Here is a 19,358-nt window from a genome sequence, read left to right as displayed (position 1 = left end):
CGGCCCCGCCGCCGTCGGGCCCCGGGGTCAGGCGAACAGGGCGTCGCCCACGAACCCGCCCTCGGCGCAGCCGGGCGGGATCGCGAAGACCGCCGAGCCGACGGGCACGGTCCACAGGTTCAGGTGGTCCGACTCCGCGAGCCGGGCCTGGACGGGGACGAACTGTCGGTCCACGTCCGCCTGGTAGGCGGCGAAGATCAGGCCGGAGCCCGCCTCCAGCGCCCCGCGCGGGTCGTCGTAGTTGTAGCCGCGACGCAGCATCCCGTACTCGGGCTCCTCCCCACGGGCCCGCCGCAGGTGCGCGATGTCCGAGATGACCGGGAAGCCCGTGGGGCCGACGGCGTCGAAGTCCGGCTCGTCGTGCTCCTGCTCCCCCGTGAGGGGGGCGCCGGTGCCGAGGCGACGGCCGATGACCTTCTCCTTGGCCGGGCGGTCGAGCTCGTCCCACGTGTCCATGAGCATCTCGATGCGCCGGATCACCACGGACGTGCCGTCCGGGATCCACGGGGTGACGCCCACCTGCTCGGCGCCCACGCCCCACACCACGCGGTCGAGGTGCGGGGTGTCCGCCGCCGGGTTGCCGGTGCCGTCCACCTGCCCGAAGAGGTTGCGCATCGTGGTGCCGGTGGGGTGGGCGCCGCGGGCGGAGCGGAAGCCCTCCTGCACCCAGCGCTCGGTGGCGAACGGCCGGGCCGCCTTGAGGAGCATGCGCCGGGTGTGGGCCACGGACATCCGGTCGTCGCCGCAGATCTGCAGCAGCAGGTCGCCGTCGCTGAACGCGGGGTCCAGGCGGTCGATCTGCTCGAACGCCGGCAGCGGGCGCAGCCAGGCCGGGGCCCGGTCCGGGGCCACGCGGCGGACGAGCTCCGGGCCGAAGCCGAACGTCACGGTGAGCCGCGCGGGGGCGGCGGCGAGCTCCGGCTCGGTGTCGGCGATCGTGGCGCGGCCCTGGGTCAGACGCGCCGCGTCGTCGGTGAGCAGGCGCAGCATCCGCTCGATGCGCACCCGGTCCGCGTCCTCGCGCAGGTCGAGGGCGAGGAAGACGGCGTGGGCCTGGGCGGGGGTGTCGACGCCGGCCTGGCGCGGCCCGTGGAACGGCACGGTGTCCGTGCCCACGGGCGAGCTGACGGCCACCCGGGCGGCCTGGCCGCCGGGCTCGGCCCAGCCGGCCCGGCCGACGTCGCCCTCGATGCCGGTGTCGCCCATGACCTCGGAGGGTGAGGCCCCCGCCCCGGGCGCGGCGGACGCGCCCGGGGCGGTCGAGGCCGACGCGTGGCCGGCGCCGTAGCCGAGCGCCGTGCCCAGCAGGCCGCCGCCCACCGCGCCCGCCCCGAGGAGCAGGCCGCGGCGGGAGGGGCCCCCCGGGGCCGGGCGGGCGCCCTCGCGCCCGCCCGACCCGTGGTGGTCGTCCGGCCGGACGGCGGGGTCAGTGGTCGGCATGGTCCTCCGATTCGTGGGACTCGCCGCCGTGGTACGACTCGTTGGCGCCGGTGAAGGGCCGGACCACGGAGGTGACCTCGAGGGTGGAGCCGTCCTCCAGCTCGAGGTCGTAGGTCACGTCCTCACCCGGCTCGATCGGGTCGGTCAGGCCCATGAACATCACGTGGTTGCCGCCCGGGGCGAGCTCGAGGCTCCCGCCCGCGGGCACGGTGAAGCCGTCGGGGCTCTCCTGCATCACCATCTGGCCGTCCTCGCCGGAGACCATCTCGTGGAGCTCGACCGTCTCGCCCAGCTCCGAGCGGACGCCGACGATGTGCAGGTCCTGGTCCGAGGAGTTCTCGAGCATGCCGAAGGAGCCGGTCATGCCCTCCTCGGTGGCCTTCGTCCAGGGGTCGGTGATCGTGAGGCCGGCGGCCTGGCCGTCCGCGGTGGACGCGGCCGGCGAGGCGTCCGTGGCCGGCGCGACGCTCGAGGCATCCGACGCGCTCGGGGCGGAGCCGGCCTCGTCTCCGGCGCAGGCCGTCAGGCCGAGGGCGGCGACGGCGAGCACGGCGGCGGCGCCGAGGCGGCGAGGGACGCGGGGGGAGGTGGTGGTCATGTCTGTGGGGTTCCTTGTCATGCGGGCGCGCGACGACGCGCGGGGCGTGCGGGCGCGCGAGGGCGGGGCCGGTCCCCTCAGGGGGCCGGCCGGGGATCAGAGGTCAGCGGCCGTCGTCGAGGTGGCCGAGTGCGCGGGCGCGGCGGCCCATCAGGAGGAAGGCCACCACGAGCACGGCCAGGCCGGCGATGCCGGCGACCCACACCCAGGCGGGCAGCGCGTCGGAGTCCGCGGGCTGCGCGGCGTCGGAGCCGTCCGCCTGCGCGGTCGCATCGGCCGAGGCGGCGTCGCCCTGGCCTGCCGTGGCCTCCGGGGAGGCGGCGGTCGAGGCCCCGGCGACGGCGGTGCCGCAGCCCTGGGGCGCGGTGCCGGCGGCCGGTGCGGCCGGGTCGTCCACCGCGAAGTCGAACGAGCGCTCCTCGGAGTGTCCGTCCGAGTAGACGACGCGGTAGGCGACCTCGTAGTCGCCGTTGGGCAGGCCCTCGCACAGCGGCGCGGAGAAGGTGGGGCCGTCCCCGGTGCCGGCGGCGGACTGCCACTGGTTGCCGTCGGCGTCGCGGACCTGCATGAGGTTCTGGATGCCCTCGCCGTCGATCAGCTCGCCGCTGAAGGTCAGTGAGACCTCCGACGGCGCCGTCGTGACCGTCTCGCCGACCGCGGGGGCGGTGCGGATGAGCTCGTCGTGCGCGGCCGCGGGGGCGGCTCCGGCGACGACGAGGGCGGGCAGCAGGGTGAGTCCGGCTGCGGCGCGAGCGGCGCGGCGGACAGGGGTGGTCTGGTGATGCATGGTGGTGTCCTCACGGGTCTGCCGCGGTCCCGGACGGGAGTCGCGGGCGGACCGTTCCGAAGGGTCGTCGGGCGCGGTCGGGGCTCGAGACGCGGACGGAGCCGGCGTCCTCAGGCCGCGAGGGCGAACGGCGGGCCGCGCCGCCCCGGAGAGCTGAGGAGGGCGAGGGACGTCGCCAGCCGGAGCACCGGCGGGACGGGGACACGGAGGCGGGCCGGCGTCGGCAGGGGGCCGTGCGCTGCCGGCGGCGGGCAGACGACGGCCACCACGCGTTCGGCGATGGTGAGCACGAGGGCCTCACCGCGCCGCAGCACCAGCACGGTGAGGACCGCGGCGATCACGTGGGCCGCGAGCATGCGCAGGTCGGTCAGGTGGCCGGCGGGGGCGCCGGACAGGGCCTCCCCCGGTGCCAGGAGGGCCCCGGCGCCGGGACGGGCGTGGCCGAGGTGGGCGGGGTCGACGCTGGCGGCAGGCGCCACGGCGTGGCCGCCGGCGGCGAGCCCGTAGAGCACGTGGAACAGCCCCTGGGCGATCGCGACGGCGGCGGCGGTGCGCCACAGCGAGAGGGCGCGGCCCGCCAGGGCGGTGCAGAGCGGGGCGGCGAGGACGGCCGCGAAGGCGACCACGCCGACCTCGGGGAACCCGTGGCCGGGCTCGGCGGCGGTGTGGAACAGCGCGGCCAGGGCGGTCATCGCCAGGGCCCCGGCCCAGCCCCGGGCCAGACGGGCCGGCCCACGCACGACGCGCGGAGGGGCGTCCTCGAGGCCGGACGGGGCCCACGGAGCGGCGGCGACGGCGCTGCGCATGCCACGACTCCTCTCCTGACGGCCCCGGTCCACGTCGGCCGGACGATCGTCCGCCCATCCTACGCGGCCGGACACGACGACGGGCGCCCCACCCGAGGGTGGGGCGCCCGTCCTGCGGCCTGCGGCGTGGGTCCGGGGACGCGCACCGCGACCGGGATCACTCGGAGGCGGCGGCCTTGAGCTTGGAGCCGGCGGTCACTTTCACGGAGTGGCCGGCCGGGATGGTGATCTCCTCGCCGGTGCGCGGGTTGCGGCCGGTGCGCTCCTTGCGCTCGGTGCGCTCCACGGCCAGCCAGCCCGGGATCGAGACCTTCTCGCCCTTCTTGACCTGGGCGGTGAACACCTCGAAGAGGGCGTCCAGCACATCGCTGACGGCGGCCTGGGTGTTGCCGGAGCGCTCGGCGACGGCGGCGACGAGTTCCTTGCGGTTCATGGCCATGGGTCCTCCCTATGGGACGTCGGTTACGGTTCCCGGGCCGTTCGGACCGGGCTGCCAGTTGTGAACGTACCATCTCTCCGCGGGCGAATCGCCCCCTGAACCGCGAGAATCCGCGATTTCCCGTGACCTGGGCGGCCCTGATCCCCGAGGCACGACGACGGCGGCGCCCCTCCTCAGGAGGGACGCCGCCGTCGCGGTGGTGCCGAGCGCCCGGAGACCGGGCCTCAGGTCACCAGGAGGACTTGGTCACGCCGGGCAGCTCGCCACGGTGCGCCATGTCACGGAAGCGCACACGGGAGATGCCGAAGCGCTGGAAGGTGCCGCGGGGGCGACCGTCGATGGCGTCGCGGTTGCGCACGCGGACCGGGGAGGCGTCGCGGGGCAGCTTCTGCAGGCCCAGTCGGGCGGCCTCGCGGGCCTCGTCCGACGCGTTCGGGTCCACGAGGGTCTTGCGCAGCTCGAGACGCTTCTCGGCGTAACGGGCCACGATGGCCTTGCGCTGCTCGTTCTTGGCGATCTTGGACTTCTTGGCCATCTCAGCGCTCCTCTCGGAAGTCGACGTGCTTGCGGACCACCGGGTCGTACTTCTTCAGGGTGATGCGGTCCGGGTTGTTCCGGCGGTTCTTGCGGGTCACGTAGGTGAACCCGGTGCCGGCGGTGGACTTCAGCTTGATGATCGGACGAACGTCCTTGTCCTTGGCCATGTCAGAGCTTCACTCCCTTCGCGATCAGGTCCGCCACGACGGCGTCGATACCGCGCACGTCGATGGTCTTGATGCCCTTGGCGGACAGCGTCAGGGTGACGTTGCGGCGCAGGGAGGGGACCCAGTAGGTCTTCTTCTGGATGTTCGGGTCGAACCGGCGCTTGGTGCGACGGTGCGAGTGGGAGATGCTGTGGCCGAATCCCGGCCCAGCCCCGGTTACCTGGCAGTGAGCTGCCATGATCACTCCTCGTGGCAAGTAGTAGTAAAAGGACGGGCGGAACCCGCATGGCGGCGAGCCGCGGACCTGTCCGCGGACACCTGTTGTGAGCCCCGCCCCGGGTGTGGACACCGCACTCTTACTGCGACTTCTCGAAAAGGGGGACCAGGCTGGGTGAGAGCCAACCGAAGTTCCTTATGGGATCGCTGGTGTGGACGGTGAGCCCCGGTCCGTCCTGAGGACGTCCCGGGATCCGGTCTGCGGGAGCGCGTTGCTTTTCCGACCCGACGTCCGCCCGGTCACCTGACCGATGGAACGACGAGAACAACGCGGCGTGCGCCGTCCCACCTTACGCGAACCGTGGGCGTCGCTTCAACTCGACGGGGGGCGCCTGTGGTATGCGCACGGTCCTCGGCCCCCAGGGCCGCTCCGCTCGCCACGGCTCGGCGCGGCCACGGGCGCTGGGCCGGCCCACCCCTCCGGCGCGGATCAGGCGACCGACGCCCCCAGCAGGGAGCCCACCGCGAAGGTCAGGCCGAGCGCCAGGGCGCCGCCGAGGACGACGCGCACGGCCGCCCGCAGCGCGGGCGCGTCGCCGAGCCGGGCCCCGACCCAGCCGGTGACGGCGAGGGCCAGGAGGGTGACGCCGAACGTGAACGGGACGCGGAGGCCCACCGGCGCCAGGACGACCGTCAGGAAGGGCAGCAGCGCGCCCACGAGGAACGCGAGGAAGGACGCTCCGGCGGCGGCCCACGGGCTGACGACGTCCTCCTCCGCCATGCCCAGCTCCATGCGCAGATGCGCGGCGAGCGCGTCCTTCTCGGTGAGCTCCCGCGCGGCGGCCTCGGCCGTGGCCCGGCTCAGGCCGTCCGCCTCGTAGAGCTGCACGAGCTCCTCCAGCTCGCCCTCGGGATCCTCCTCGAGCTCGCGGCGCTCCTTGGCGATCAGCGACTTCTGCGAGTCGGAGGACGAGGAGACGGACACGTACTCACCCAGCGCCATGGAGAAGGCGCCGCCGACCACGGCGGCGGCACCGGCCAGCAGGATCGGGGTGAGCGCCGTCGTCGCGCCGGCGACACCGACGACGGTGGCGGCGACGGACACGATGCCGTCGTTGGCGCCGAGCACGCCCGCGCGGAGCCAGTTGAGGCGGGCATGCACGCCGCCGGCGGCGTGCGGCTCGTCGGGACCGCCCGGCGGGACCTGGTCGGCGAGGGGCGAGGACTGTTCAGACGTGTGCGACATGTCTCCATGGTCGCGGCGCGGGGCGGGGTGCGCCAGGCAGGTGAGGCGTTCCTTCGGACGGGGAGGCCACGACACTCGCTCCTCCTGTTGCCAGGATTGTTCAACAACAGCTACCGTCTCCCCAGCGCCTCGTGACGCCCGTCACCTCGCCTGGCGCCCTCGACGAAGGTGACCATCGTGTCCCACGCAGACATCCCCCACGCCGGGCCGGACGGTGCCACCCCCTCGGGCGCCGCACCGAAGACCGACACCCGTGCCGCGAGCGCCACCCGGCGCACCGCCCTGCTCGGCGCCATGTTCCTCATGGCCACCTCGGCCATCGGCCCGGGCTTCATCACGCAGACCGCCACGTTCACCGTCCAGATGGGCGCCGCATTCGCGTTCGCCATCCTGGTGTCCATCCTCATCGACATCGCCGTCCAGATGAACGTCTGGCGCGTCATCGGCGTCTCCGGCATGCGTGCCCAGGAGCTGGCGAACAGCGTCCTGCCCGGCCTCGGCTGGGTCCTCGCCGGGCTCGTGTTCCTCGGCGGCATGGTCTTCAACATCGGCAACATCGCCGGCACCGGCCTCGGCGCGAGCGCCATGCTCGGCGTCGACCCGCTGATCGGTGGCGGCGTCTCGGCGCTCATCGCGCTGCTGGTCTTCCTCTCCAAGCGCGCCGGTGTGGCCCTGGACCGGATCGTGGTGGTGCTCGGCGCCGTCATGATCCTGCTGATGCTGTACGTGGCCATCACCTCCGCCCCGCCCGTGGGCGAGGCCCTGCGCCAGTCCGTGATGCCGGAGAAGATCGACTTCTTCGTGATCGTCACCCTCGTGGGCGGCACCATCGGCGGGTACATCACCTACGCGGGCGCCCACCGCATGATCGACTCGGGCGTCAAGGGCGTGGACGACGTCCAGGACATCGCCCGCAGCTCCGTGGCCTCGATCCTCGTGACCGGCCTGATGCGCGCCCTCCTGTTCCTGGCGATCCTCGGCGTCGTCGCCTCGGGCGCGGTCCTGGCCAAGGACAACCTGGCCGCCTCCGCCTTCCAGGCCGCCGCCGGCGACATCGGCCTGCGCATGTTCGGCATCGTCCTGTGGGCCGCCGCCGTCACCTCCGTGATCGGCGCGTCGTACACCTCGATCAGCTTCGTGACCCGCTCCACCACGAGCGCCCGCACCCGCAACCTGCTGACGGTCGCCTTCATCCTGGTCTGCACGATCCTGTATTTGGCCCTGCGTCAGGCCCCGCAGACGCTGCTCGTGTTCGCCGGCGCGTTCAACGGCATGATCCTGCCGGTCGGCTTCGCCGCCCTCCTCTACGTGGCCTGGCGCCGCCGCGACCTGCTGCACGGCTACCGCTACCCCGGGTGGCTGCTCGTGATCGGCGCGCTCGCATGGATCGTCTCCGTGTTCATCGCGGTGCGCGGGTTCCTCCCCATGGTCAAGATGATCACCGGTGCCTGAGATGACCACGACGATGCCGCTGCCGCCGCTGGACGGCGCCACGACCCCCGCGCAGGCCCGCGAGCGCTTCCGCGCGGGGCTCGTGCGGCCGACCTCGGGGATCGCCGACGGCTACGCGCAGGCGAACCTCGTCTCGATCCCGCAGGACCACGCCTACGACGTCCTGCTCTTCGCCCAGCGCAACCCCAAGGCCCTGCCGCTGCTCGGCGTGTTCGAGGCCGGCGAGGTCAACGGCCCCGCACTGGACGGCGACGTCCGCACGGACGTGCCGCAGTACGTGGTGTACCGCGACGGCGTCGAGACGGACCGCCCCACGGATCTGCTCGACGTGTGGCGGGACGACCTCGTGACGTTCGTGATCGGCTGCTCGTTCACCTTCGAGTCCGCCCTGGTGGCCGAGGGCATCCGGATGGCCCACCAGGACGCCGGCGTGAACGTGCCGATGTACCGCACGACGCGGCGCTGCGCCTCGGCGGGCCGCCTCTCGGGCCCGCTCGTGGTCTCGATGCGCCCCATCCCCGCCGACCGCGTGGCCGACGCCGTGCGCATCACCTCCCGCTACCCCGCGGTGCACGGCGCGCCCGTGCACGTGGGCGACCCGGCCGGCCTCGGGATCACGGACCTGTCGGCACCGGACTTCGGCGACGCCGTCGAGGTCCCGCAGGGCCACCTGCCCGTGTTCTGGGCGTGCGGGGTGACGCCGCAGGCGGCGATCATGGAGTCCCGCCCGCCGCTGGCCATCACGCACGCGCCCGGGCACATGCTCCTCACGGACCTGCCGGACCGGATGTTCCAGGTCCCGTGACCGCCCGGGCCCGGGGAGGCGGTCAGTCCCCCGCGGCGGCGAGGTGCGCCAGGACGAAGTGCTCCGCCTCGTCCAGGTAGCCGCCGAACATGGCGTGCACCGCGGGCAGGTCGCCGGCCAGCAGCCGCTCCACGATCCACCGGTTGCGGTCCGCGAACTCCACGTGCAGGCGCGTCTGCTCGTCCATCGGATGGAACGCCAGGCGCACGCGGGCCTGCACCGACGCCATGAGCCGCGTGAGCTCGGGGGCGCCGGCAAGGTCCACGATGCCGACGTGGACGCGATGGTTGGCGTCGCCCAGAACCCGCGCGGGGGTGTCCAGGCCGCCCGAGAGCAGGTCCTGGGCACAGCGCAGGTGGCGCGCCGCGCCGGGAGTGAGCTCTCCGTGCTCGAGGGCGCCGAGCTGGATCACCCGACGCGTGCGGTACAGCCCGCGCACGTCCTCCGCACCCGGCGCCGCCACGAACACCCCGCGGTGCGGCAGGCGCTCCACGAGGCCCTCCGAGGCGAGCATGGTGAAGGCCTCACGCAGGCTGTTGCGGCTGACCTGGAGCTCGCCGGCCAGCGCCACCTCTCCCAGTCGCTCCCCCGGCACCAGCCCGGCCGCCGCGATCCGCTGCCGCAGCTGCGCGGCCGCGGCCACGGGAGCCGGCGCCGGGGCGGATTCCCCGGCACCGGCGCCGGGCGCGAGGTCTTCCCCGGTGACACCGCCGCGCTCCGGCACCGTCACGCCCCCAACCGGGCGATCGCCTGGCCGCGCGTCACCGAGGCCGGAGTCTCGGCCACGAGGAGCTGGATCCGGCCCGCACGCGGGGCACGGATCGGCGTCTCCATCTTCATCGCCTCGACGATCGCGACCGTGTCGCCCTCGGCCACCTCGGCGCCGTCCTCGACCTTCCACGAGGCCAGGGTGCCGGTGACCGGCGAGGCCACGGCGCCGTCGTCGTCGGCCTTCCCGGGCCCCGCAGCGCCGGCCGGAGCCGCGGCACCGACGCCTCCGCCTCCGAGGAGGGCCGCGTAGAGGTCGGCGGGCAGGCCCAGGCGCACGGCGCGGCCGTCCAGCTCGACGGTGACGGCGGTGCGACCGCCGGCGGGCACCTCGGCGCCCAGGTAGGGGGACTCCGCCAGCGGCTCGGCGAACTCGGACTCGATCCACGTGGTGTAGACGCCGAGGCGCTCCCCCGAGGTGAAGGCGTCCTGCTCGAGCACGGCGCGGTGGAACGGCACCACGGTGGGCACGCCGTCGATGCGCAGCTCGGCCAGGGCGTCGCGGGCGCGGGCGATGGCCTGGGCGCGGTCCTCGCCCCACACGATGAGCTTGGCGAGCAGGGAGTCGTACTCGCCCGGCACCACGGAGCCGGTGCGGACGCCGGAGTCCATGCGGACCCCGGGGCCGGTGGGGGCCTCGAAGGCGTCGATCGGGCCGGGCACGGGCAGGAAGCCGTACGCCGGGTCCTCGGCATTGAGGCGGAACTCGAGGGCGTGGCCGCGCGGCGTCGGGTCCTCGGGGATGCTCAGCGGCTCGCCGGCGGCGATGCGGAACTGCTCGCGCACCAGGTCCACGCCGAAGACCTCCTCGGTCACGGGGTGCTCCACCTGCAGGCGGGTGTTGACCTCCAGGAAGCTGATGAGGCCGTCCGGGGCCACGAGGTACTCGACCGTGCCGGCCCCGGTGTACCCGGCGGCGCGGCAGATCTCGCGGGCGGAGGTGTGGATGCGCTCGCGCTGCTCGTCCGTGAGGAACGGTGCCGGGGCCTCCTCCACGAGCTTCTGGTTGCGACGCTGCAGGGAGCAGTCGCGGGTGCCGAGCACGGCCACGTGACCGTGCTCGTCGGCGAGGACCTGGGCCTCCACGTGGCGGGGGCGGTCCAGGAAGCGCTCCACGAAGCACTCGCCGCGGCCGAACGCGGCCACGGCCTCGCGGACGGTCGCCTCGAACGCGTCCTCGACGTCGCCGAGCTCGCGCACCACGCGGATGCCGCGGCCGCCGCCGCCGAAGGCCGCCTTGATGGCGATCGGCAGGCCGTGCTCCTCGGCGAACGCGCGCGCGGCGGCGGCGTCCGGCACGGGGCCGTCCGAGCCCGGCACGAGCGGGGCGCCCGCCTGCTGGGCGAGGGAGCGGGCGGTGATCTTGTCGCCGAGGGCGCGGATGGCGTCCGGCGACGGGCCGATCCAGGTCATCCCGGCGTCGATCACGGCCTGCGCGAAGTCGGCGTTCTCGGAGAGGAAGCCGTAGCCCGGGTGCACGGCGTCGGCGCCGGCGCGGCGGGCGACGTCGAGGACCGCGTCGATCTTCAGGTAGGTGTCCGCCGAGGACGCGCCCGGCAGGTGGAAGGCCTCGTCCGCGACGGCCACGTGCAGGGCGTCGGCGTCCGGATCCGAGTAGACGGCGATCGAGGCGATGCCGTGGTCGCGGGCGGCGCGGGCCACGCGCACGGCGATCTCGCCGCGGTTGGCGATGAGCACCCGCGTGACGGGGCGGGCGGCGGGGGTGGTGGTCATGCGGGGGTCTCCTCAGAGGGCGATGCGGAGTCGAGGACGGTCTCGGCGCCGGGGCGGGGATGGGGGACGAAGCGGACGCGGGCGCCCGGCGGCAGCTGGGCCGCCAGGCTGAGGTCCGCGCGGGCCACGACGCCGATCACCGGGTAGCCGCCGGTGACCGGATGGTCGGAGAGGAACAGGACGGGCTCACCCGAGGGCGGCACCTGCAGCGCGCCGCGCACGGCGCCCTCGGACTTCAGCTCGCCCTCGCGCACGCGCTCGAGCGGCGCGCCGTCGTCGGGGGCCGTGAGGCGCACGCCGATCCGGTCGGTCTGCTGGCTCACGTCCCAGTCCTGCGTGAACAGGCGCTCCAGGCCCGCCTCGCCGAACCAGTCGTCGCGGGGGCCGGGGACCACGCGCAGCACGGCCACCTGGCCGGGCGCGGGCATGGGGCGCAGCGAGGTCTCCGGGTCCCCCACCAGCACGACGCCGGCCTCCTCCGAGGCGGGGGCGCCGGCGGCGGTCGGTCTCGCGGCGGAGGCGCCGGCGGCGCCCCTCGCATCCGGGCCGACGCGGCGGGCGAGGCGGTCCCCCGCCGTCAGCGGGGCGGGGCCGAGCCCGGACAGGGTGTCGGTCGAGCGGCTGCCGAGCACGGGCGGCACGTCGATCCCGCCCCGGAGGCCCACGTACACGCGCAGGCCGCCGACCGGCTCGTCCACCGTCAGCGTCTGGCCGTCCAGCACGACGAACGGGCTGCGGGCGGGCACCCGGCGCGCGGCGCCGTCGGCCGCGGTGATCGTCCCGCCGGCCTCGGCGCCGGCCAGGGCCATCACCTGGTGGCCGTGCGCGGTGAGGGTGAGGCCGCCCAGGACGGTCTCCAGCACCGCCTCGCGTGAGCGGTTGCCCACGAGCCGGTTCGCCTGGCGTGCCGCGTCCCGGTCGGCCGCCCCGGACGCGACGACGCCGAGGTCGCCCAGGCCCGGGCGGCCCAGGTCCTGGACCAGGGTCAGGAGCCCCGGGTCCACGACGGTGACGCCGCGGCGGCCGGCCACGGACGGGAGGCCGGCCGCGGCGTCGGCGGGCGGGGTGGCGTCGACCGCCGCGTCCGCGCCGGAGGTGACGGACGCCGTCGGGCGCACGGGGACGTAGCGGACACGGTCGCCGGGCTGCAGCAGGGCGGGCTGCTCGCGGCCGAGGTCCCACAGGGCCGCGGTGGTGTGCCCGAGGAGCTGCCAGCCGCCGGGCGAGGTGCGCGGGTAGACGGCGGAGAAGGCCCCGGCGACGGCGACGGCGCCCGCCGGGACGGCCGTGCGGGGCGAGCTGCGACGGGGCGCCTCGAACGGGGCCGCCTCGGAGGCGCAGTACATGAACCCCGGCGCGAAGCCGCCGAACGCGGCGAACCAGTCCGCCTCGCTGTGGGCCCGGATGACGCCGTCGACGCCGAGCCCGGTGAGCCGGCCGACCTCGGCGAGGTCCTCACCGTCGTAGACCACGGGGATCTCGACGATCCGACCCCCCGTCAGCTCACCGGCGTCCGGGGTGAGGGTGCTGACCCGCGGTGCGGCGTGCTCGGCGGCGGCCTGCGAGGTGAAGGTCACCAGGACGGTCGCGGCGGCGGCCATGACCTGGCGCTGGCCGCGCTCCGGGTGGGCCGTGAGGTGGGCGTGGACGGCCATGACGTCCTCGAGTGAGGCGCACTCGACGAGGAAGCCCTGCGTGCCGACCCAGCGGATCGCGCGGGCCGGCGGTGTGGCGGCGGGGTGACGTGGGGCGCTCATGCGAAGGCCTTGATGGACACGCCCGCGCCCTCGAGCGCGCGGCGCACGGCCGCGGCCATGGCCACGGCGCCGGGCGTGTCGCCGTGCAGGCAGATGCTCTCGGCGTCGACGCGCACGTCCGTGCCGTCCACCGCCGCGACGACGCCCTCGGTGGCCAGGCGCACCATGCGGGCGGCGACGGCGTCCTCGTCGTGGAGGACCGCGCCGGGCTCGCGGCGGGAGACCAGCGTGCCGTCCGGGTTGTAGCCGCGGTCCGCGAAGGCCTCGGCGACGCCGCGCAGCCCCGCGGCGGCCGCCTTGTCCAGGGCGACGGAGCCGGGCAGGAGCAGCAGCGGGAGGTCGGAGCCGAACGCCTTGACGCCGTCGACGACGGCCTGGGCGTGCGCCTCGTGACGGACGATCGTGTTGTAGAGGGCGCCGTGCGGCTTCACGTAGCGGACCCGGCCGCCGGCCGCGCGGGCGAGCGCGTCGAGGGCGCCGATCTGGTAGAGGACGTCGTCGGCCAGCTCGGTGGGCGTGCAGTCCAGGAAGCGGCGGCCGAAGCCGGCGAGGTCGCGGTAGCCGACGTGCGCGCCGATCGTGACGCCGGCGGCGACCGCGTCACGGCAGGTCTGGGCGATCCCCGAGGGATCGCCCGCGTGGAAGCCGCACGCGACGTTGGCGGAGGAGACGGAGGGCATGATGGCGGCGTCGTCCCCCATCGTCCACGAGCCGAAGGACTCGCCGACGTCGGAGTTCAGGTCGATCTGCGGCGCGTGAGACACGGTGCAGTCCTCTCGGATCGGGCCCGGCTGAGGTGCCGGTCACACAATCTTGAGGCATGAGGGGGGATTGTTCAACAATCCTCGGCGCGCCCTGCTGGCGCCCACCCGGCCCGCACGGCAACGCGGGTTGAGTTATCGCGGGTCTCCCAGCCCGGGACCCGCGACAACTCAACCGGCGTTGCGGGCCGGGCCGGGCGACCTCACCGCAGCGGCGTGTGCTCCGGGTCCACGCGCTCGTCCTCGCGCACGGGCCCGGGTGCGGTGCCGCCGCCCCACGGGTCCCCGCCGAACGCCTCACGCCCGTGCTCGCTCAGCCAGCTCGTCAGCTCCGGGCCCGCGGGCACAATGCGCGTCGGGTTGATGTCCTCGTGGACCACGTAGTAGTGCTCCTTGATCTGCGCGAAGTCGATCGTGTCACCGAAGCCCGGGGTCTGGAACAGGTCGCGCGCGTAGCCCCACAGCGCCGGCATCTCGGTCAGCTTGTTCCGGTTGCACTTGAAGTGCCCGTGGTACACGGGGTCGAACCGCACCAGCGTGGTGAACAGCCGCACGTCGGCCTCGGTGATCCGCTCCCCCATCAGGAAGCGGCGCGTCGTCAGACGCTCCTCGAGCCAGTCCATCGCGGTCCACAGCCGCTCGTACGCGGCGTCGTACGCCTCCTGCGAGCCCGCGAAGCCGCACCGGTACACGCCGTTGTTCACCTCGGTGAACACGCGCTCGATCACCTCGAACATCTCGTCCCGCTCCGGCCCGGCGTCGGGGATCAGCTGCGGGGCGCCGTCGCGGTGGAACGCGGTCCACTCCGTCGAGAGGTCGAGGGTGATCTGCGGGTAGTCGTTGGTCACGACGCCGCCCGTCGGCACGTCCACGATCGCCGGCACCGTGATGCCCCGCGGATAGTCGGGGAACCGCGTGAAGTAGTTCTCCTGGATCCGCTCGGTGCCGAGCACGGGGTCCTTCCCGCCCTCGTCGAGGTCGAAGGTCCAGGAGCGCTCGTCGTGGGTCGGCCCCGGGGTGCCCAGCGAGATCGCGTCCTCCAAGCCCAGCAGGCGCCGCACGATGATCGTCCGGTTCGCCCACGGGCACGCCCGCGCCGCCACGAGCCGGTAGCGGCCCGCCTCGACGGGCCACGCCTCGGCACCCTCGGTGAGCCCGCCGCCCACGCGGCCGACCGTGGACGGCTCGGCCACGGGCAGGGCCCGCACGGCCTCCGGGTCCGCCACGATCCGGTCCGCGATGTAGTTCGTGTCCCGCGTGAACTCCGCCCCGGACTGCACGTAGTTGCCCTTGAGCCCCTCGCGCGAGTCGATGGTGCCGCGGTCCGCGGCCTGGCCGGTCTGCTGGTTCTCCATACACTCGAGCCTATGACGACGACCACCGCCACGCCCGGCCCCACGCCCGCCCCGCTGGTGCGCTGCGTGACCGCCCAGAACCCCTCCCCGATGACCCTCGCCGGCACCAACACGTACGTGGTCGCCGCACCGGACTCGGACGCGGCCGTCGTGGTGGACCCGGGCCCGGAGGACGACGTCGCCGCCCACCTCGAGCGCGTCCGCGCGGCGGCCGAGGGGCGCCGAATCGCGCTCATCCTGGTGACGCACCGGCACGCCGACCACACCGGCGGGGTGGACGCGTTCCACGCGGCCACGGGCGCCCCCGTGCGCGCCGCGGACCCGGACTGGTGCCGCGGCGAGGCCGCCGTCCTGACGCCGGACGAGCGGATCGACGCCGCCGGCACCCCGATGCTGGCGTGGCACACCCCGGGCCACACCTCGGACTCCTACTCGTTCGCCGTCCCGGACGCGGGCGCGCACGGCGCGGTCATCACGGGCGACACCATCCTCGGCTCGGGCACCACCATGCTCGACCACCCGGACGGCACCCTCACCGACTACCTGGCCAGCCTGCGCCGCCTCGAGGCGGCGGGCCCGCTCACGGTGCTGCCCGCGCACGGGCCCGTGCCGGAGCCGCTGGACGTCGTCGCCCGCGACTACCGGCACCACCGCGAGGGCCGCCTGGAGCAGATCCGCGCCGCCCTGGGCGCGTTGCCCGAGACCGAGGCGGCGACGATCACGCCCGAGGACCTGGCCCCGCGCATCTACCCCGGCCTCACCGGCACCGTGGCCCGCGTGGCCGTCCAGACGGTGGCCGCGCACCTGCGCCACCTGCGCGAGGACTGAGCCCCTCCGCCGAGGGCCCGGCCCGCACTACGCTGACCTCAGACCCGTCCCTCGACCCAGCGGAGGCACCCCATGACCATCCTCGTCGGCTACGCCCCCTCGAAGGCCGCGGACGCCGCTCTGGACACCGCCCTGGACATCGCCCGCTCCACCGGCGAGCGCGTGGTGGTGGTCAACGCGGGCCCCGGCGGCGAGCACCGCACCAAGTCCCTGGTCACGGAGGAGCAGCAGCGCGGCGTGCAGGCCCGGTTGGACGCCTCCGGCGTGACGGCCGAGTTCCGCCAGTACGCACGCGGCCGGTCCACGGTGGAGGAGATGAAGGACGTGGCCGCGGAGCTGGACCCGTCCATCGTGGTCATCGGCGTGCGCCGCCGCGGCGGCTTCGGCCGGTTCGTCATGGGATCGGTCTCGGACGAGCTGCTGCAGGAGATCGATCAGCCCGTGCTGTGCGTGAAGGAGTACCGGCAGTACGGGGACCACACGCCCGAGGCCGTGAGCCACGTCGCCGAGACGGACCCGGGCACCCACGGCCTGCCCGCGTCCGAGCCGATGGCCGAGCGGCGTCGGCTCACGCCCGTCGATCCCGGGGACCCGACGCTCGAGCGCTGAGCGCTCCCGCCGGGCCTCAGTCCTCGTCGTCCTGACGGCGGCGCGTGACGACGTCGTCGAGGAGGCCGTCCGTGTGGGAGCCGGCGCCGCTGCGCCGCCCGGCCTCGTCCGCCGCCGCGGCCTCCGCCGCCTGCTTGGCCTGCTGCGCGCGCCGCTCGGCGAACGCCTCCTCGCCCGGGCCGGCGAGTTCGCGGTTGCGCTGCACCGCCGTCATCGAGCCGGTGTACAGGCCGGAGTGGTCACCCACGCGGGTCAGCGGTGTGGTGAGGGTGTCCGGGCGTGGATCGGCGCCGTCGACGCGCGGCAGCGGCGCGGTGCGCGGGCGCGGCTCGCGGGCCGCCACCCCGGAGTCGTCCCGGCCCGGCTCGCCCGTCCGGTCGCCACCGCGGGCCTCCGCGTCGGAACCGTCGGAGGCGGGCGCCGCGTCGTCGTGGGCGGGGTGCCGGTCCACCATGCGCTGCACCACGATGCCCTCGGGGTGCTCGTGGCGCAGGAAGGCCACGAGGTCCTCGCGCACGAGGCAGCGCAGGTCCCAGAGGTCGCCGGAGTTGCGGGCGGAGACCACGGCGCGGATGCGCACGACGCCGCCGGTCGCGTCGGTCACCTGCAGCGCGTGCTCGCGCCCGTCCCACAGGTCCGTGGACTCGAGCAGCTGGGTGAGTCGTGCGCGCAGCGCGTCCATGGGCACGCGCCAGTCCACGTCCAGCTCCACGACGCCGGAGACCTCGGCACCCACCCGCGTCCAGTTCTCGAACGGCTGGGTGGTGAAGTGCGAGGACGGGTAGACCATGCGGCGGCCGTCCCAGAGCTTGAGCACCACGTTGGACAGGGTGATCTCCTCGACGGTGCCGAACACGCCCTCCGTGTCCACCACGTCGCCCACCCGGATCGCGTCCGTGAAGGCGAGCTGGAATCCGGCGAACACGTTGGTCAGCGTGGACTGCACGGCCAGGCCGGCGATCACCGAGATCACGCCGGCGGAGGCGAGCAGGCCGGCCCCGAGCGAGCGCACCTCGGGCACCCCCAGCAGGACCACGGCGACGGCCACCACCACGATCACCGCGTTGAGGATGCGCCGGATCAGGATGGTCTGCGTGCGGATGCGTCGCTCGCGGCGGTGCTCGACGCCGGTCTCCTGGTAGCGGCCGAGGATCCCCTCCTCGATCACGCCGACCAGGCGCCACGCAGCCCACGCGCCCGCCGCGGCCACGGCGATGAGCAAGAGGAACGACGCCGGCCGGTACCAGGTCTGCTCCTCGGCCATGACCCCGAGCCAGATCCGGGAGGCCAGCAGGCCGGCGGCGACGGCGGCCGGCAGGCTCAGCCGGGCGGCGCCGTGCTGGAACGCGGGGCGGCGCACGAGCACGACGCGCGCCACCTGCAGGGCCAGGTACACGACCGCCGCGCCGATCGCGAACGCCATCAGCACGGTCAGCAGCGTCCCCCATTCCACGCCGAAGGCCCGGGTGGTGGCGGCCGCCCCGTCCTGGATGTCCCCCTCCACCCCGGACGGCACGGTCTCGCCCGCCAGGAGGCGGTCCAGGGCGGTCAGCAGGGGCGGGGTCGCGAGGGCGGGCAGGACGGGGAGGACCATGACGACAGTCTGACACCCGCCCCCGGACGCACCCCGGAGAAGAGCACAATGGAGCCTGACCGTCCGCGCGGTCCGGGCCCGGCCGTCGTCGTGCCCCGTCCCGCCGGCCCGCCGCCGCCCCTCTGGAGGAATCCGTGCTCTCCGTCACCGACCTGCGCCCGCTCGACACCGCCACCGCGGACCTGTCCCGCATCATCCCGCGGGCGAACGTGGACGTGTCCTCCGTGGTGCCGGCGGTCGCCCCGATCATCGAGCAGGTCCGCCACGGCGGCGAGCAGACCCTGCTGGACCTGGCCGAGCGGTTCGACGGCGTCCGCCCGCCCGCCCTGCGCGTGCCCGGCGAGGCGCTCGAGGCCGCCCTGGCCGGGCTCGACCCGCGGGTGCGCGCCGCCCTGGAGGAGTCGATCCGCCGAGCCCGGCTCGTGCACGACGCCCAGCACCCCCAGGACTCCACGGTCGAGCTCGGCGAGGGCGCCGTCGTGGAGAACCACTGGACCCCCGTGGGCCGCGTGGGCCTGTACGTGCCCGGCGGCCGCGCCGTGTACCCCTCCTCGGTGGTGATGAACGTGGTGCCCGCGCAGGCCGCCGGCGTGGGGAGCCTCGCGGTGACCTCGCCCCCGCAGCGGGACCACGGCGGCCTGCCCCACCCCACCGTGCTCGCCGCGTGCGCGCTGCTCGGCGTGGACGAGGTCTACGCGGCCGGCGGCGCCCAGGCCGTGGCCATGCTGGCGCACGGCGTCCAGGACGACGACGGCGGGTGGCTCTGCGCGCCCGTCGACCTGGTGACGGGGCCCGGCAACGTGTACGTGGCCGCCGCCAAGCGCGCGCTCCAGGGCGTGATCGGCGTGGACGCCGAGGCCGGGCCGAGCGAGATCGCCGTGATCGCGGACGGCACCGCCCGCGCCGACTGGGTGGCCGCGGACCTGATCAGCCAGTCCGAGCACGATCCGCTGGCCGCCTCCGTGCTCATCACCGATTCCGAGGACCTGCTCCGGGACGTGCAGGCGGCGATCAAGGCGCAGGTGCCCGGGGCGTTCCACGAGGACCAGATCCGCGAGGCCCTCACCGGCCCCCAGTCCGGCGTGCTGCTGGTACGGGACATGGACCAGGCTGTGGAGGTCTCCGACCGCTACGCCACCGAACACCTCGAGATCCAGACGCGCGACCCCGAGGCCCTCGTGGGGCGCATCCGCAACGCCGGCGCCGTGTTCGTGGGCCCGCACGCCCCCGTGCCGCTGGGCGACTACTCGGCCGGGTCCAACCACGTGCTCCCCACCTCGGGGACGGCCCGGCACTCCTCCGGTCTGAACACGGTGACGTTCCTGCGCCTGCAGCAGCGCATCCGCTACACGGAGACCGGGCTCGAGGAGGTCGCGGACGGGATCGGCGTGCTGGCCGAGGACGAGCGCCTGCCCGCGCACGGCGCCGCGATCCGCGTCCGCTTCGCGTGAGGGGGTGG

20 protein-coding genes are annotated in these 19,358 nt (G+C 74.8%); 5 read left to right on the top strand and 15 right to left on the bottom strand.

Translation table 11 applies throughout. From position 1 onward, the window contains the following. Positions 1-27: 27 nt before the first annotated feature. The 9 genes from AUV08_RS04850 to AUV08_RS04810 form a co-directional block, all read right to left on the bottom strand. Positions 28-1,440, bottom strand: a complete 1,413-nt coding sequence (locus AUV08_RS04850) for a Dyp-type peroxidase (protein WP_061873115.1) — start codon at positions 1,438-1,440, stop codon at positions 28-30. Next, positions 1,427-2,038, bottom strand: a complete 612-nt coding sequence (locus AUV08_RS04845) for a copper chaperone PCu(A)C (RefSeq protein ID WP_061867676.1) — start codon at positions 2,036-2,038, stop codon at positions 1,427-1,429. Before AUV08_RS04845 ends, AUV08_RS04850 begins: the two co-directional genes overlap by 14 nt. A 103-nt stretch (positions 2,039-2,141) precedes the next feature. After that, complete coding sequence (locus AUV08_RS04840) at positions 2,142-2,825, bottom strand: copper resistance CopC family protein (protein WP_036384256.1); 684 nt, start codon at positions 2,823-2,825, stop codon at positions 2,142-2,144. A gap of 110 nt (positions 2,826-2,935) precedes the next feature. Further along, the gene (locus tag AUV08_RS12305; RefSeq protein WP_036384254.1) at positions 2,936-3,631 is read right to left on the bottom strand and encodes a hypothetical protein; all 696 of its coding nucleotides are present in this window, start codon (positions 3,629-3,631) and stop codon (positions 2,936-2,938) included. A gap of 157 nt (positions 3,632-3,788) precedes the next feature. Next, positions 3,789-4,070 (bottom strand): HU family DNA-binding protein, encoded by a 282-nt coding sequence (locus tag AUV08_RS04830; protein ID WP_002858339.1) that lies wholly within the window; start codon positions 4,068-4,070, stop codon positions 3,789-3,791. Between the two features lie 229 nt (positions 4,071-4,299). After that, on the bottom strand, positions 4,300-4,605 hold the full coding sequence (rpsN, locus tag AUV08_RS04825) for a 30S ribosomal protein S14 (RefSeq protein ID WP_002858338.1): 306 nt from the start codon (positions 4,603-4,605) through the stop codon (positions 4,300-4,302). Position 4,606: 1 nt separating this feature from the next. Then, positions 4,607-4,774: a 50S ribosomal protein L33 gene (rpmG, locus tag AUV08_RS04820; protein ID WP_002858336.1), complete on the bottom strand. Its 168-nt coding sequence runs from the start codon at positions 4,772-4,774 to the stop codon at positions 4,607-4,609. Between the two features lies 1 nt (position 4,775). Beyond that, entirely contained in the window at positions 4,776-5,012 is a 237-nt protein-coding gene (gene rpmB, locus AUV08_RS04815) for a 50S ribosomal protein L28 (protein ID WP_002858335.1), read from the bottom strand. A 468-nt stretch (positions 5,013-5,480) separates the two neighbouring features. Beyond that, the gene (locus AUV08_RS04810; RefSeq protein WP_036384251.1) at positions 5,481-6,236 is read right to left on the bottom strand and encodes a VIT1/CCC1 transporter family protein; all 756 of its coding nucleotides are present in this window, start codon (positions 6,234-6,236) and stop codon (positions 5,481-5,483) included. A 168-nt stretch (positions 6,237-6,404) separates the two neighbouring features. Between AUV08_RS04810 and AUV08_RS04805 the strand changes: the two genes are divergently transcribed. Together AUV08_RS04805 and AUV08_RS04800 are read left to right on the top strand one after the other, a co-directional pair. Then, positions 6,405-7,688 carry an NRAMP family divalent metal transporter gene (locus AUV08_RS04805; RefSeq protein WP_061867674.1) on the top strand — a complete coding sequence of 428 codons (1,284 nt, stop codon included), beginning with the start codon at positions 6,405-6,407 and terminating at the stop codon, positions 7,686-7,688. Continuing rightward, on the top strand, positions 7,681-8,493 hold the full coding sequence (locus AUV08_RS04800; protein ID WP_036384247.1) for a putative hydro-lyase: 813 nt from the start codon (positions 7,681-7,683) through the stop codon (positions 8,491-8,493). The genes AUV08_RS04805 and AUV08_RS04800 overlap by 8 nt, the downstream gene beginning before the upstream one ends. 22 nt (positions 8,494-8,515) lie before the next feature. Here the strand turns inward: AUV08_RS04800 and AUV08_RS04795 are convergent, their stop codons facing one another. The 5 genes from AUV08_RS04795 to AUV08_RS04775 form a co-directional block, all read right to left on the bottom strand. After that, the gene (locus tag AUV08_RS04795) at positions 8,516-9,223 is read right to left on the bottom strand and encodes a GntR family transcriptional regulator (protein ID WP_036384245.1); all 708 of its coding nucleotides are present in this window, start codon (positions 9,221-9,223) and stop codon (positions 8,516-8,518) included. Next, positions 9,220-10,995 (bottom strand): biotin carboxylase N-terminal domain-containing protein, encoded by a 1,776-nt coding sequence (locus tag AUV08_RS04790; RefSeq protein ID WP_036384271.1) that lies wholly within the window; start codon positions 10,993-10,995, stop codon positions 9,220-9,222. Before AUV08_RS04790 ends, AUV08_RS04795 begins: the two co-directional genes overlap by 4 nt. Then, positions 10,992-12,752 (bottom strand): carboxyltransferase domain-containing protein, encoded by a 1,761-nt coding sequence (locus AUV08_RS04785; RefSeq protein ID WP_061867672.1) that lies wholly within the window; start codon positions 12,750-12,752, stop codon positions 10,992-10,994. The genes AUV08_RS04790 and AUV08_RS04785 overlap by 4 nt, the downstream gene beginning before the upstream one ends. Continuing rightward, the gene (locus AUV08_RS04780) at positions 12,749-13,516 is read right to left on the bottom strand and encodes a LamB/YcsF family protein (protein WP_061867671.1); all 768 of its coding nucleotides are present in this window, start codon (positions 13,514-13,516) and stop codon (positions 12,749-12,751) included. Before AUV08_RS04780 ends, AUV08_RS04785 begins: the two co-directional genes overlap by 4 nt. A gap of 200 nt (positions 13,517-13,716) precedes the next feature. Next, a complete protein-coding gene (locus tag AUV08_RS04775; RefSeq protein ID WP_061867670.1) occupies positions 13,717-14,868 on the bottom strand; it encodes a glutathione S-transferase family protein in 1,152 nt (383 codons plus the stop codon). A 12-nt stretch (positions 14,869-14,880) separates the two neighbouring features. On the opposite strand from AUV08_RS04775, the gene AUV08_RS04770 reads away from it, so the two are divergent. Further along, entirely contained in the window at positions 14,881-15,696 is an 816-nt protein-coding gene (locus AUV08_RS04770) for an MBL fold metallo-hydrolase (protein WP_061867669.1), read from the top strand. A gap of 72 nt (positions 15,697-15,768) precedes the next feature. Then, a complete protein-coding gene (locus tag AUV08_RS04765; RefSeq protein WP_041102665.1) occupies positions 15,769-16,305 on the top strand; it encodes a universal stress protein in 537 nt (178 codons plus the stop codon). Between the two features lie 16 nt (positions 16,306-16,321). Here the strand turns inward: AUV08_RS04765 and AUV08_RS04760 are convergent, their stop codons facing one another. Continuing rightward, on the bottom strand, positions 16,322-17,899 hold the full coding sequence (locus AUV08_RS04760; protein ID WP_061867668.1) for a mechanosensitive ion channel family protein: 1,578 nt from the start codon (positions 17,897-17,899) through the stop codon (positions 16,322-16,324). A gap of 134 nt (positions 17,900-18,033) precedes the next feature. Between AUV08_RS04760 and hisD the strand changes: the two genes are divergently transcribed. After that, positions 18,034-19,350 (top strand): histidinol dehydrogenase, encoded by a 1,317-nt coding sequence (gene hisD, locus AUV08_RS04755; protein ID WP_061867667.1) that lies wholly within the window; start codon positions 18,034-18,036, stop codon positions 19,348-19,350. The last annotated feature ends 8 nt before the right edge of the window (positions 19,351-19,358 follow it).

This window comes from Micrococcus sp. CH7 (genome assembly GCF_001595485.1).
GTDB classification, from domain to species: domain Bacteria; phylum Actinomycetota; class Actinomycetes; order Actinomycetales; family Micrococcaceae; genus Micrococcus; species Micrococcus luteus.
The sequence above is the reverse complement of the archived record's forward strand: the minus strand, read 5'-3'. Positions and strand labels throughout refer to the sequence as shown.

Bases quoted from the DNA above. Each gene is read 5' to 3' on its own strand.
- AUV08_RS04830 (WP_002858339.1), bottom strand. From the start codon at position 4,070: ATGGCCATGAACCGCAAGGAACTCGTCGCCGCCGTCGCCGAGCGCTCC.
- rpsN (WP_002858338.1), bottom strand. From the start codon at position 4,605: ATGGCCAAGAAGTCCAAGATCGCCAAGAACGAGCAGCGCAAGGCCATC.
- AUV08_RS04775 (WP_061867670.1), bottom strand. From the start codon at position 14,868: ATGGAGAACCAGCAGACCGGCCAGGCCGCGGACCGCGGCACCATCGAC.
- AUV08_RS04850 (WP_061873115.1), bottom strand. From the start codon at position 1,440: ATGCCGACCACTGACCCCGCCGTCCGGCCGGACGACCACCACGGGTCG.
- AUV08_RS04810 (WP_036384251.1), bottom strand. From the start codon at position 6,236: ATGTCGCACACGTCTGAACAGTCCTCGCCCCTCGCCGACCAGGTCCCG.
- AUV08_RS04845 (WP_061867676.1), bottom strand. From the start codon at position 2,038: ATGACCACCACCTCCCCCCGCGTCCCTCGCCGCCTCGGCGCCGCCGCC.
- rpmG (WP_002858336.1), bottom strand. From the start codon at position 4,774: ATGGCCAAGGACAAGGACGTTCGTCCGATCATCAAGCTGAAGTCCACC.
- AUV08_RS04765 (WP_041102665.1), top strand. From the start codon at position 15,769: ATGACCATCCTCGTCGGCTACGCCCCCTCGAAGGCCGCGGACGCCGCT.
- AUV08_RS04840 (WP_036384256.1), bottom strand. From the start codon at position 2,825: ATGCATCACCAGACCACCCCTGTCCGCCGCGCCGCTCGCGCCGCAGCC.
- AUV08_RS04790 (WP_036384271.1), bottom strand. From the start codon at position 10,995: ATGACCACCACCCCCGCCGCCCGCCCCGTCACGCGGGTGCTCATCGCC.
- rpmB (WP_002858335.1), bottom strand. From the start codon at position 5,012: ATGGCAGCTCACTGCCAGGTAACCGGGGCTGGGCCGGGATTCGGCCAC.
- AUV08_RS12305 (WP_036384254.1), bottom strand. From the start codon at position 3,631: ATGCGCAGCGCCGTCGCCGCCGCTCCGTGGGCCCCGTCCGGCCTCGAG.
- AUV08_RS04760 (WP_061867668.1), bottom strand. From the start codon at position 17,899: ATGGTCCTCCCCGTCCTGCCCGCCCTCGCGACCCCGCCCCTGCTGACC.
- AUV08_RS04770 (WP_061867669.1), top strand. From the start codon at position 14,881: ATGACGACGACCACCGCCACGCCCGGCCCCACGCCCGCCCCGCTGGTG.
- AUV08_RS04785 (WP_061867672.1), bottom strand. From the start codon at position 12,752: ATGAGCGCCCCACGTCACCCCGCCGCCACACCGCCGGCCCGCGCGATC.